Annotated in this window: 10 protein-coding genes; 4 read left to right on the forward strand and 6 right to left on the reverse strand. The window is 64.2% G+C overall.

Annotated features, from left to right (window positions below; translation table 11 throughout):
- Positions 1–12 precede the first annotated feature (12 nt).
- A complete protein-coding gene (locus LB532_RS07870; protein ID WP_181169333.1) occupies positions 13–555 on the reverse strand; it encodes a helix-turn-helix domain-containing protein in 543 nt (180 codons plus the stop codon).
- Positions 556–778: 223 nt separating this feature from the next.
- On the opposite strand from LB532_RS07870, the gene LB532_RS07875 reads away from it, so the two are divergent.
- Positions 779–1,483, forward strand: a complete 705-nt coding sequence (locus LB532_RS07875) for a nitroreductase (protein ID WP_140639060.1) — start codon at positions 779–781, stop codon at positions 1,481–1,483.
- Positions 1,484–1,511: 28 nt separating this feature from the next.
- Here the strand turns inward: LB532_RS07875 and LB532_RS07880 are convergent, their stop codons facing one another.
- From LB532_RS07880 to LB532_RS07900, 5 genes are all read right to left on the reverse strand, one after another.
- Positions 1,512–2,954, reverse strand: coding sequence for an MFS transporter (locus LB532_RS07880; RefSeq protein ID WP_224556607.1), 1,443 nt, complete (start codon positions 2,952–2,954; stop codon positions 1,512–1,514).
- Between the two features lie 160 nt (positions 2,955–3,114).
- Complete coding sequence (gene soxG / locus LB532_RS07885) at positions 3,115–3,702, reverse strand: sarcosine oxidase subunit gamma family protein (RefSeq protein ID WP_140639058.1); 588 nt, start codon at positions 3,700–3,702, stop codon at positions 3,115–3,117.
- Positions 3,695–6,688 carry a sarcosine oxidase subunit alpha gene (locus tag LB532_RS07890; RefSeq protein ID WP_224556610.1) on the reverse strand — a complete coding sequence of 998 codons (2,994 nt, stop codon included), beginning with the start codon at positions 6,686–6,688 and terminating at the stop codon, positions 3,695–3,697. Before LB532_RS07890 ends, soxG begins: the two co-directional genes overlap by 8 nt.
- A complete protein-coding gene (locus LB532_RS07895) occupies positions 6,685–6,981 on the reverse strand; it encodes a sarcosine oxidase subunit delta (RefSeq protein ID WP_140639056.1) in 297 nt (98 codons plus the stop codon). The genes LB532_RS07890 and LB532_RS07895 overlap by 4 nt, the downstream gene beginning before the upstream one ends.
- 50 nt (positions 6,982–7,031) lie before the next feature.
- Complete coding sequence (locus LB532_RS07900; protein WP_140639055.1) at positions 7,032–8,291, reverse strand: sarcosine oxidase subunit beta; 1,260 nt, start codon at positions 8,289–8,291, stop codon at positions 7,032–7,034.
- Between the two features lie 442 nt (positions 8,292–8,733).
- On the opposite strand from LB532_RS07900, the gene LB532_RS07905 reads away from it, so the two are divergent.
- From LB532_RS07905 to LB532_RS07915, 3 genes are all read left to right on the forward strand, one after another.
- A complete protein-coding gene (locus LB532_RS07905; RefSeq protein WP_224556612.1) occupies positions 8,734–11,223 on the forward strand; it encodes a mechanosensitive ion channel family protein in 2,490 nt (829 codons plus the stop codon).
- Positions 11,224–11,376: 153 nt separating this feature from the next.
- Entirely contained in the window at positions 11,377–11,640 is a 264-nt protein-coding gene (locus LB532_RS07910; RefSeq protein ID WP_140521120.1) for a hypothetical protein, read from the forward strand.
- 204 nt (positions 11,641–11,844) lie between these two features.
- Positions 11,845–13,278, forward strand: a complete 1,434-nt coding sequence (locus LB532_RS07915) for a UbiA family prenyltransferase (RefSeq protein WP_140639053.1) — start codon at positions 11,845–11,847, stop codon at positions 13,276–13,278.
- Position 13,279: the final 1 nt, after the last annotated feature.

Raw genomic sequence — 13,279 nt, forward strand, 5'->3', positions numbered from 1 at the left:
TCCAATTTTCATTCAATAAACCGGCGGCGAAACCACCCAGATGACGACCGCCGGCTCCATTCCCGGATTGCGCCAGCGAAAAGGCTTGCCCTCGAAGCGAAAGGAATCGCCTTCGCCGAGCCGGTGCCATGTCCCCGATATTTCGATGTCGAACGTCCCCGACACGACATATCCAGCCTCTTCGGTCGGCCGGCGCGCCTCGCTCTTGAGTTCAGCGCCCGGCGCGAAGACGGAACGCAGCATCTCGAAGCTACCGCCGAGATCGGGCGACAGAAGCTCCTCCATGAGACCGGATTCGCTTGTGCCAAGGGTGCGGCGGCTGCCGGCGCGCACGACCGCGCCGCGCTCGCTTTCGACGGGCACGTCGTGGCCGAAGAACAGGCTGACCGGCACGCCGAACAGTTCGCCAAAAGCCCTGAGATCACTGAGCGACGGTGTCGACAGGCCGCGTTCGACCTGGCTGACCCAGCCGACCGACCTGCCGAGTTTCAAGGCGATCTCGGCAAGCGTCAGGCCGCGCGCCTTGCGCAGCGCCCTGATATCGCCGGCCAGCAATCGCTCGTAATTTCCCTGCAATGCTTTCGCTGTAGCTGGGGGCAAATCGTGCTCTCGTGAAAAAATCCCATCAAATTTCATGAGATGCCGGAGCGGTGAAAAAATCAAGCGGATTTTCACGAGTGCACAAGATTTGCTTGCGCGATTTTGGCGGTTCATGCAAAGGCTCGGCCGCGAGCGGCGAGTGGGGACGTCCGATCGGGACACAGGGTAAGGACGGCCCATGCTGGAAAAGAAGGCTCGAATCACGGTTGATGCCGAGATCGTCGACGACGCGATCGTATCGCGCCGGTCGGTGCGCGCTTTTCTGCCCGACATGGTCGACGACGACACGATCCGCGACATACTGGCGGTTGCGGCACGCGCCCCTTCAGGCACCAACATGCAGCCATGGCGGGTCTATGTCACCAAGGGCGATACCAAGCAGCGGATATCGGATGCCATCCTGAATTCCGGCATCCGTGCCGAAAAGGCCGACTGGGACGAATATCGATATTATCCCACGCAGTTCTTCGAACCCTACCTGACCCGCCGCCGCGCCAACGGTTTCGGGCTCTACGGCGCACTCGGCATCGGCCGCCGCGAGGTCGACAAGATGCGCGCCCAGCACGACCGCAACTTCGTCTTCTTCGACGCGCCGGTCGGCATGATCTTCACCATCGACCGCCGCCTCAACCAGGGTTCCTGGATCGACTACGGCATGTTCCTGCAGAACATCATGGTTGCCGCGCGGGGCAGGGGCCTGCACACCTGTCCGCAGGCGGCGTTCGCGCCCTATCACCGGCAGATCAGGCCGGTGCTCGGCATTCCCGACGAGGAGATCGTCGTCTGCGGCATGGCGCTCGGTTATGAAGATACGTCGAAGCCCGAAAACGCCTTCCGCACCGACCGCGTGCCGCTGGAGGAATGGGTGACGTTCAGCGAGTAGGCCGATTGTGTCTGCGCTGCGACATCCGTTATTCCGTGTTCATCTGGGCGCCATGGCCGCTGACATGGGCGCCATCCTGCGGCGTCAGCTTGAGATAGGCCGATAGCGCGCACAGCGTGATGACACCCTCGATCACGAACAGTATCCGGAAGTCATTGGCGACGGCCGGACGGCCGCCGGCCAGAAACGATAGTGCAGCGGCGGCGAGGCCGACGCTGATCGCCACCGCCAGTTGCCACAATATGTAATAGAGCGCGCTGAAGCGGGCGAGCTGCTCGGGCGCGATATCGGAATAGGCAAGATTGCCGGTCGACGCCCATTGCGCGGAACGGAAGACGCCGAAGATGAAGATGTAGGCAAGCACGATCCACACCGGTGTCGTCGCCTGCATCAGGGCAAAGCCCGCAACCATGGCCGCTACGACGGGCGTGTTGAAAACCAGCACGCGGCGGAAACCGAAGCGGTTGAGGAGGCGTGGCATGAAAATACGCATGACCACCGACCCGACCGCGGCGACGAAGGTCAGCGACCCCGCCTGCACCGCGCTCATGCCGAAGCCGAGCTGGAACATCAGCGGCAGCAGGAAGACGACGGAGCTGAGGCCGATCGTGTCCAGGCCGCCGCCGGTGAGGAAGGAGATGCGGAAGGTGCGGATGCGCAGGAGCTTGAGGTCGAGCAGGGGGTTGCGCACGCGCAGGCAATAGAACGAGGCGACCGTCAGGATGACCAGCGCCAGGGCAAGCTCGACCGCGATCACGCCGGCGGCCGCATCTTTCGCCGCCAGCGAATCCATGCCGAAGACAAGCAGGACCATGCCGCTGCCGACCAGCAGGAAGCCCGGGAAGTCGAACGGCGTGCGCACGGGTTTGGTCACCGTCGGAAACAGCGAGGCGGCAAGGACAGCCGCCGCCAGTGCGAAGGGCACGTTGATGAAGAAGATCCAGCGCCAGGAGATGTAAGTGGTCAGCGCGCCGCCGACGAGCGGACCGACCAGCGGGCCGGACTGGCCGGCCAGCGAGATATACATGTTGATCTTCAGCGTCCGGCTTCGAGGGAACGTCGACAGGATGACGACCTGGCCGAGCGTACCCATCAGCGCGCCGCCGAAGCCCTGCAGCGCGCGGGCGCCGACCAGCGTCCAGATGTTGTCGGACAGGCCGCACAGCGCCGACGAGGCGGCGAACACCAGCAGCGCAAAGCAGTAGACGTTGCGCAGGCCGAAGCGGTCGGCGGCCCAGCCGCCGAGCGGCATCGAGATGATCAGGCTGGCGACATAGACCGTGATCAGCAGGCCAAGCTGGCTGGGTGGACGGCCGAGGCTTTCGCTGATGCCGGGCAGCGCCGTCACCACAACATTCTGGTCGAGGCTGGTCATGAACACGCCGCAGGCAACCGTCAGCGGCAGCAGGAGCGTGGCCCTGGCCGACACATCGGCGCGATCGGTGGCGCCGGCGGATATTTCTGCGGTCATGGAGATATTCGAGCCAAACGGATGCGCGGATTCTGGAGACGGGTTTTGTTACCCTTCGGACCGGCTTGACGGCCATATCATGCCAGTATGACGGCCGCCGGCGCATTGCTGTAGCGTCAGAGCCGGCCGGCCTTGATGCCAGAATTCGTCGAGCCCGAGCCTACTGTACCTCGTAGCCGACTTCCTCGCTGGCATGACACAGCGCCTTCCAGAAGGAGCGCGCGAAAGAACGGAAGACGTAGATGTCGAACTGGTCGCCGCCGGTGCGCTGGACCTGGGCGAAGATATCGTGATGGGTGGTCGAGCGGCCGGCGCCGAGCGGGAAGGCCGGCAGCGCGAAATCGATGGCGAAGAACTTCGCCAGCACCCATTCGGCCTTCGGTCCGGCGATGCGGATCACGGTGCGGCCATGCGAAAGATCGGTCACCGTGCCGATGGCGGGGGTCACCACGTCAGCGAAAGCCGCGGCCAGCCCCTCGGCTTCGTCGGCTACGGTGAACTTTCCCGGCGCGAAACCGAATGCCGATTTAACGCCATTGGTGGCGCCGCCGCCGGCGCCGTCGGGCAGTGTAAGCCCGGTGACGGTGCGGATGCCCGATATCAGTTTCTTCTCTTCGCCCGGCCAGGCGGCGAGCTGCACGATCGAGCCCGGCCGCGTCTCGGTCAGGATGACCTCGACACCATGTTCGAAATCGCCGTGCGAGCCGACATGGAATTCCGGCTCCAGCGGTGAAAGACGCTCAACCATGCATGCGGCTCCCGTCCGGATCGTAGAAGTGGTTGGAAACGATCTCGACCGGCCCGAACCGATTGCGCAGTGGATCGGAGACGTGGGCGCGCGAGCCGTGCCTGGCCTTGCCGCCTTTGACCAGCGCCAGTGCGATGTGCTTGCCGAGCGCCGGCGAATAGCAGCACGCCGTGATGTGGCCGATGGAGCCGTGCGGGTTGGACTCGTCAAGCTCCTCGACGATATGCGCGCCGCCGTTGAGCGGCCTGTTGTCGAGCGCGACCAGGCCGACAAGTTCCAGCCGGTCGGGGGAGATGAGGCCCTCGCGGTCCATCATCGCCGAGCCGATAAACGGTTTCTTCTTCGACAGCATCCAGTCGAGATGCAGGTCGCGCGCCGTGGTGCGGCCGTCGATCTCGGCGCCCGTCACATGGCCTTTCTCGATGCGCATCGTGCCCAGGGCTTCCAGTCCGTAGGTTACCAGGCCGAACGGCTTGCCGGCCTCGACAAGCGCTTCCCAGACATGGGTGCCATGGTCGGCGCCGCAATAGACCTCGAACGCCATTTCGCCTGAGAAGGACAGCCGGCAGATCATCACCGGCACGCCAGCGATCTGGCCACGCACGATGCCCATGAACGGCAGCGCCGCGTTGTCGACAGCGGTGCCGGCGACGCAGCCGGCCAGGATCTGCCTGGCTTTCGGCCCGCCGATCGCTGCACCCGCCCACTGGTCGGTCACGGAGGTGACGTGAACCTTGAGCTCCGGCCAGATCACATCGAGGAAATATTCCAGGTGCTGCATCACCTTGCCGGCATTGGCCGTGGTGGTGGTCATCAGGAAATCCTGTTCGCCAAGCCGCCATGTGGTGCCGTCGTCGAAGGCCAGCCCGTCCTCGCGCAGCATCAGTCCGTAACGGGCCTTGCCGACGGCCAGCGTGGAAAACATGTTGGTGTAGACACGGTCGAGGAATTCGGCCGCGTCCGGACCTTGCACCGCGATCTTGCCCAGCGTCGAAACATCGACGATGCCAGCGCTTTCGCGTGTCGCCCTGGCCTCGCGCACATAGGCCTGCTCGACCGTTTCGCCGGCAAGGCCGTAGATCATCGGCCGGTACCACAGGCCGGCGGAATACATGGTTGCGCCATTGGCGACATGCCAGTCATGCATCGGCGTCAGACGTTCGGGCTTGAGGTCGCCGAAGCGCTCCGCCGCCAGCGATCCGATCGAAACCGGCGCAAAAGGCGGCCGAAAGCGCGTCGTGCCGACTTCCGGGATCGGCTTGCCCAGCGCCTCGGCCATGATGGCCAGGCCGGGAACGTTGGAATTCTTGCCCTGGTCAGTCGCCATGCCGAGCGTGGTGTAGCGTTTCAGATGCTCGACCGAGACGAAGCCTTCGCGGTGCGCGAGCCGCACGTCCTCCGACGTGACGTCATGCTGGAAGTCGACGAAGCTCTTGCCGCTGGCCCTGATCTCGAACACCGGCGCCGGATCGGGATCGCAAGGTACGGCTTCGATCGAGGGCAGCGCGGCCGGCGTGGTTTGCGCGCCCGCCGCGGCAAGGCCTGCGGCGCGGCCCTCACTCACCGCTTCGGCGGTGGAAAAGCTGCCGGTGAAGGCGCCTGCGCCAATCCAGTTCTGCGTCGGCTTCGGCGGCAGGAAAGCTTGCCGGGCAGCATTCCACTCCGCCTTGGCGCCGGCCTGGCTGGCCAGATGGATGGTTGGCGACCAGCCGCCCGACATCAAGAGGCAGTCGGCATGGATGCTGCGCGCGTCGCCGGTGAGCGTGCCGTTGGTCATGTCGAAGCGCTGCAGCTTGACGCCGGAAAGCGCCTTGCCTCCCTCGGTGGCGATGACGGCATGGCCGGGAAAGATCTCGGCTTCGGTTTCCTCGGCCAGCTTGCGCATTTCGCCCGAAAGCTCGGGGCGGACATCGACAATCGCGGCAATCCTTGCGCCGGCCTTCTTCAGCGCCAGGGCGCAGCGATAGGCGCTGTCATTGTTGGTGAACAACGCGATCGTCTGCCCCGCCAGCACGCCGAATTCGTTGGCGTAGCGCTCCGCGGCATGCGCCAGCATCACGCCCGGGCGGTCATTGCCCGGGAATACAAGCGGCCGTTCGAAAGCGCCGGTGGCCAGCACCACCGACCGTGCGCGGATCGCCCAATAGCGATGGCGTGGTTCGCCCTTGCCGGGTGTCTCCTTGTGATCGGTGACGCGCTCAAGGGCAGCAAGCGTATTGCTGTCGTAGTAGCCCCAGACCGTGGTGCGCGGCAGAAGCCGGACATTGTCGTAACCCTCGAGCTGGGCCACGGTTCGCCTGGCCCAGTCGGCCGCCGGCAGGTCATCGATCGTCTCGTTCGACCAGTTGGCAGAGCCGCCGAAACGCGGATCGAGTTCGGCAAGCATGACGCGCGCGCCCTGGTCAGCAGCGGCCTTGGCGGCCGTCAGCCCGGCAGGGCCGGAGCCGACCACCAGCACGTCGCAAAAGGCGTTCATCCGCTCATAGCGCGCCGGGTCGGCGGCGGACCCGGCACGGCCGAGGCCGGCGGCGCGGCGGATGAAATGCTCGCAGAACATCCAGAAGCGCGTGCCCTTCAGCGGCCCGATCACCGGACCCATGAAGGTCTTGTAGTAGAAGCCGGCCGACAGGAGCTTGCCGCCGAGCTGGTTGACGGCGCTGACGTCCCAGGTCAGCGACGGAAAACGGTTCTGGCTGACGGCGACCAACCCGTCATGAATCTCGACCATGGTCGCCGCGACGTTGGGCTCGCGGACCTCGCCCTTCAGCACCGTCACCAGCGCGTTCGGCTCTTCCACGCCTGCTGTCAGGAGGCCGCGCGGGCGGTGGTATTTGAACGAGCGCCCGTAAAGCGTGACGCCGTTGGCCAGCAGCGCCGAAGCCAGCGTATCGCCGGCATGGCCGGTGTAGGACGCGCCATCAAAGGTGAAGCGGATGGTCTTCAGCCGGTCGATGCGGCCGCCGGTTTCGGTGCGGCGCGGGCTCACGATTTGCCCTCCGCCTTGCGCCGCGCGACCGAGCCGTGATCGCCGCGTGCGAAGGCCACGCTGGAAATCTCGTGCGTCAGCGTGTTGCGCACGACCCTGAGATGCGCGCGGCAGCCGCCGGAATGCTGCCAGATCTCGTTGTGGTCTCCGGCCGGGTTCAGCCGGTCATAGACATAGGCGTTCCAGGCTTCGAAGTTCTGCGAGGCGGGGTCGGGACGCTCGCGGTTGCCGTCACCCTGGTAGGTGAACTCGATGACGTCGCGCGGGCCGCAATAGGGACAAGTGATCAACATCGGATATTCCTGGTGCAGCCTTGCTCAACGGAGCCTTAGTGAGATCTTGTTCAGTGCAGTCTGGGGTTGGCGCCCTGGCCCTTGTCGTCGATCACCAGGCCGCGATGGAAGCGGTCGAGCGTGAAGGGGGCGTTGAGGTCGTGCGGCTCGTCCTTGGCGATGGTCCAGGCAAAGCACCAGCCGGAAGCAGGCGTCGCCTTGAAGCCGCCATAGCACCAGCCGCAGTTGAGATACATGCCGGGCAGGGGCCCGGTGGTGATGATGGGCGAGCCGTCCATCGACATGTCGCAGACGCCGCCCCATGAGCGCAGCATGCGCACGCGGGCAAGCCCCGGGAACAGCGCCAGCATCTCGCTCATCACCTCGTCGACGATGGGCAGGTTGCCGCGCTGGGCGTAGCTGTTGTAGCCGTCGATGTCGCCGCCATAGACGAGGCCGCCCTTGTCCGACTGCGACATGTAGAAATGGCCCATGCCGAACGTGACGACCGTATCGATGAAGGGTTTCAGCGATTCGGTGACGAAGGCCTGCAGCACATGGCTCTCGATCGGCATCGTCTCGATGCCGGCGAGCTGCATCACCCGGCCGGTGCTGCCGGCCACCGCAACCGCCACCTTCTTGGCGCGGATGTCGCCGCGTGATGTGGTGACGCCGGTGATGCGGTCGCCGTCGCGCAGGAAGCCGGTGACCTCGCAATTCTCGATGATGTCGACGCCGCGCCGGTCGGCGCCGCGCGCATAGCCCCATGCCACGGCGTCGTGGCGGGCGGTGCCGGCGCGCCGCTGCATCAGGCCGCCGACCACGGGGAAGCGTGCATCATTGGAAATGTCGAGCGCGGGAAGCAGGTGCTTGATTTGCGCCGGCGTCATCAGTTCGGCGTCGACGCCGAGATGGCGCATGGCGTTGCCGCGCCGTGCATAGTCGTCGAACTGGGCCGGCGTGTGCGCCAGGTTCAGGCAGCCGCGCTGCGAGAACATGACGTTGTAGTTGAGATCGTGCGACAGGTTCTCCCACAGCTTCATCGAATGCTCGTAGAAGCGGGTGTTGGCGGGCAGCAGATAGTTGGAGCGCACGGCGGTGGTGTTGCGGCCGACATTGCCGGAGCCGAGCCACCCTTTTTCCAGCACCGCGACATTGGTGATGCCGTGTTCCTTGGCGAGATAATAGGCAGTCGACAGCCCGTGCCCGCCGCCGCCGATGACGATGACGTCGTAGGATGCCTTCGGGTCCGGCTTTCGCCAGGCCGGCTTCCAGTCCTTGTTTCCCTTGAGCGCGTTCGCGAGCAGCGAAAGGGCCGAGTACTCTGCCATAGGTATGATGTCCGTTTCGGGCGATGCGGCAGACTATAGAGCAGGCCGCACGCGCAAAGCCAATATTGCGCCATCGCCTTTCGACTGGCCGACGCTCCGGCCACCGCCAGATCAGCGCAGGTGGCGGTCGGATCAGGCGACGAATCCGGGTGACGGGATCCTTCGTAGGCGCGCTGTTGAACGAAAAACCCGCCTGTGCGGCGGGTCCCTGGCGCGAGTCAGCACCATGGCTGAATATCTACCATAGCTGCCTTCACCCAGTCAAGAAAAAATTCCTATCATAAAAAGCTGCCGGCGCAGAGGGACTGGCCGCCGTCAGTTCTTGGTTGACCCGAGTTCGAGGCCCTGGCGGTCGGATGCAACGGCTTGCCCCATGATGTGGCCGTCTTTATCAAGGACAGGCAAATTCATTGCCATTGCCGCCTTGAGTCGCCAACAAATCATGTTTTTCAAATTGCTTCGCCTCGTTCTGATCCTGACTCTTGTCGTTTCGGCGCCGCTCTCCTTCGACGCGTCGGCGCAGGGGCTTGGCCAGGCGCCTGCCGGATTGGTCGCCGACCAGCAGAAAATCCTCCAGGACCTGACGGCCAAGACCGACAATCTCGACAAGAAGATCCAGCAGGACGGCGATGACGACGCCACCCTCGTCGATATCCGCCTTCAGCTGGAAGAGCTGTCGCGGCAATCGCTGAACAGCGCGCTGGCCTTCCGCACGCGCCTTAGCGAGATCAACAGCCGGCTCGAGCAGCTTGGCCCGGCACCCGCCGCCGGCCAGCCGCCGGAGCCCGATATCGTCAGCACCGAGCGCCAGGCGCTGGTCTCCGAAAAGGCCGAGATCAACGCCGTCATCGCGCAGGCGCAGACGCTGTCGATCCGCATCAGCGGGCTGATCGACAAGATCGGCAACATGCGCAGCGCGCTTTTCCGTAATCTCCTGACCAAGCGCTATGTGCTGTCGGATGCGCTGAGCCCACAGGTCTTTTCCGACGCCCGCGACGAGTTCGGCAATTTCTACAAGGCGGTCTCGTCCTGGCTGAGCTTCGCCTTCAGGTTCAAGTTCCAGGCCGTTCTGGCGGCAACCTTCGTGGCGCTCGGGCTGGCCCTGGTGCTTCTGGTCGGCGGCAGGCGGTTGTTTGGACGGGTGTTCGAAGCCGATCCGTCCAATGAGGATCCGTCCTATCTCAGCCGGCTGTCGGTGGCTTTCTGGTCGACATTGCTGCCGACGCTGGCGGTCGGCGCTTTCCTTGGATCGACGATTTTCTTTTTCAACTATTACAACGTTTTGCGCGGCGACATTGGCCCCTTCCTCAACGCGCTGGCGACCGTCATCGGGGTGGTGTTCTGCGTCAATCGGCTTGCCAATGCGGCGCTCGAGCCGCGGCTGCCGAACTGGCGCCTGATCCCGGTCGAAACCGGGCCGGCGCGCTGGCTGGTGCGGCTCACCACCGCCATAGCCGTGGTCATCAGCGTCAACACCTTCCTGTCCGTCATCAACGACAAGATGGGATCACCGCTGTCGCTGACGATCGCGCGCAGTTTCGTGGCCACCATCGTCGTCGGCATCATCCTGATCCTGATGGCGATGCTGCGGCCGTTCAAGGCCGGTGACGGCAGCTGGCGGCCCTGGCCCGCATGGCTGCGCTACCTGGCGCTGGCTTTGGGGTTCTTCACCATCATCGCGGCGCTGCTCGGTTATATCGGCCTTGCGCTGTTCGTCTCGTTGCAGGTGGTGGTCACCGGCACCGCGCTCGTCACCGCTTATATCGGCTTCCTGTCGGCACAGGCGATCGGCGACGAGGGCGCCTTCGCCAACACGTCGGTCGGGCGCTGGCTGTCGGCCAATTCCAGCTACGAGGACACCGCGCTCGACCAGCTCGGCCTTGTCGTCAGCGTGGCCATCAATGTGATGATCGTGCTGGTCTTCCTGCCGCTGATCCTGTTGATGTGGGGCTTCCAACTGGGCGACATCCAGGCCTGGGCCTACAAACTGGCGACCGGGATTAATATCGGTTCGGTGACGATTTCGGTCACCGGCATCCTGTCGGGCATCGTCGTCTTCATCATCGGCTATTTCCTGACGCGCTGGTTCCAGGGCTGGCTCGACGGTTCGGTGATGGCGCGCGGCAAGGTCGACACGGGGGTGCGCAACTCGATCCGGCTGGCCGTCGGCTATGCCGGCGTGGCACTTGCGGCACTGATCGGCATCTCGGCGGCGGGCATCGACCTGTCCAGCCTGGCGCTGGTCGCCGGCGCGCTGTCCCTCGGCATCGGCTTTGGCCTGCAGAACGTGGTGTCGAACTTCGTCTCGGGCCTGATCCTGCTGGCCGAGCGGCCGTTCAAGGTCGGCGACTGGATCGTCGCCGGCGACATCAGCGGCACTGTCAAGAAGATCAGCGTGCGCGCTACCGAGATCGAAACCTTCCAGCGGCAGTCGGTGATCCTGCCCAATTCGAACCTGATCAACAACGCCGTCGGCAACTGGACGCACCGCAACAAGCTCGGCCGCATCGACATCAAGGTCGGCGTCGCCTATGGCAGCGACGTCAAGCAGGTGCACGCCGTGCTGCTCGAGATCGCCCGCGGTCATCCGCTGGTGCTGAAGAACCCCGAACCGTTCGTGCTGTTTTCCAATTTCGGGCCTGCCGCGCTGGAATTCGAGATCCGGGTTTTCCTGGCGGATGTGATGAACGGCAACATCGTGCAGAACGATATTCGTTTCACCGTGCTGGAAACATTCAGCGACCAGCATATCGAGATACCTTCGACGCCACGCGCGGTCGTCGAGCCCAAGCATGCGAAGGCCTGGCCGACCGACGACGACAAGATCGAGGCCGATTTCGCCGAGCAGGAACAAGCAAAGGCGGAAGCCGCGGCCGAGGCCAAACGTCTGGCCAGATCGGGACGCAAGGCGAAAAAACCTGATCCGGATTAGATCGGCGGTCGGAAAATTTCAGGCCGTCAAAACCAATTGCGGCATGAATGCGGCATTCAGTTGCGGTTCAGCTTCCATCTCATATAAGCTCCCAAGCAAAGGCGAGGATGCCTTGCGAATGCAACAGAGGCGGTGGGAACACCGATACTGCACATGTGGAAGTCGCTCGTCGCCGCCGTCGCCTTGCTCGCCGTGAGCGGCTCGGCCCATTCCGCCAGCGCGGTCAACAAGGACGCCGAGACCCGCACGCTGATCGTGACGGAAGGCGGCAGCAAGACCGACCTGGCGCTGGCCGCCGGCGAAACCGTGGAATTCTGCCCGAATGGCTGCTTCGTCACCTTGCCCAATGGCGACCTCGAAGCCCTGACCGGCTCGGAAACGGTCGAGATCTCGGGTGGCGTCGCCCGCATCAAGTAATTTCGACGGCATGCCTTGAAAGGCCGGACATTTGTCCGGCCTTTTATTGTTTTCGGTAGCCGTTGTTTAACAATGACGCGGGAATACCGCGGCGACAGCCGCCTACAACCGGGCGTTTTAACGTTCGTTACGCCATCTCCCCGCTATACGTCTTGCGAAGACGCCGACAAACGGCGCGACGGGTTCGAGGCAGGGCAGGACGGCATGGACGCGCGGTCTGACGGAAACGCAATACCGCTTGCGGTCGATCTCGACGGCACGCTGATCGCGACCGACCTGCTATGGGAAGGACTGTTCATCCTTCTCAAGAAGAACCCGCTCTACATTTTCCTCGTGCCTTTCTGGGCCGCCGCCGGGCCGGCCCGGCTGAAGCAGGCCATCGCCCAGCGCGTCGATATCGATCCGGCGTCGCTACCTTACCGCGCACCGTTGCTCGACCGCATCCGGGCCGAGCATGCCGAAGGCCGCAAGATCGTGCTGGCGACAGGCACGCCGCGCAAATTCGCCGACGCCATCGCTCGCCACCTCGGTGTCTTCGACCGGGTGCTGGCGACGGACGGGGTCGACAATCTAACTTCCGGCAAGAAGCGTGCCTCGCTTATCGCGGCCTATGGCGATGGCGGCTTCGACTATGCCGGCAACAGCCGCCATGACCTCCAGGTTTTCGATGCGGCGCGCAGTGCGATCGTGGTGGCGCCGGATCGCCACGCCGCGCGCTGGCAGGCGGCACATGGCGCGGAGGCGATGCCGGCGCCGAAGCCGACATTGCGGACCATCGTCAAGATGTTGCGCGTCCATCAGTGGCTGAAGAATTCGCTGATCACCGTGCCGATGGTGCTGTCGCATGAGTATTTCAACACCAACATGATCTGGGAATGCCTGCTGGCGTTCGTCTCTTTCAGTGCCGTGGCGTCGGCGATCTACATCCTCAATGATTTCTTCGACCTTGCACTCGACCGCAAGCACGCCACCAAGCGCAACAGGCCGTTCGCCAGCGGCGCGCTGTCCATACCGTTCGGCATTGGCGCGATCGCGGTGCTGCTGGCGATCGGCCTCGGCACGGGAGCCCTGCTGTCGCTCGAATTCCTCGCCGTGCTTGGCGGCTATTTGGCCGTCACCACGGCCTATTCACTGTCATTCAAGCGCATGCTCCTGGTCGACGTGCTGACGCTGGCGGGCCTCTACACAATCCGTGTGCTGGCGGGCGCGGCGGCGACCGGCGTCGATGTCTCGTTCTGGCTTCTGGCCTTCTCGATCTTCTTCTTCCTGTCGCTGGCGCTGGTGAAGCGCTTCGTCGAACTGCGCACCACGGCCATTCCACCCGGCGAGCGCATTGCCGGGCGCGGATATCGCACCGAGGACCAGGAGATCGTCGCCCAGGCCGGCATGGCTTCGGCCTTCTCCTCGGCACTGGTGCTGGCGCTCTACATCGACAGTGTCGCGGTGCGTGAACTCTACCCGCATCCCTGGCTGATCTGGCCGCTGCCGCCGATCGTGCTTTATCTCACCATGCGGGTCTGGATCCTGGCGCGTCGCGATGAGATGCATGACGATCCGGTCGTGTTCATCATCCGCGACTGGCGCAGCCAGATCGTGGTGCTGATCGGCGCCGTGCTGCTGATGATCGGGGGCTGGTAGG

Source organism: Mesorhizobium sp. ESP-6-2 (assembly GCF_020164675.1).
GTDB lineage: Bacteria > Pseudomonadota > Alphaproteobacteria > Rhizobiales > Rhizobiaceae > Mesorhizobium.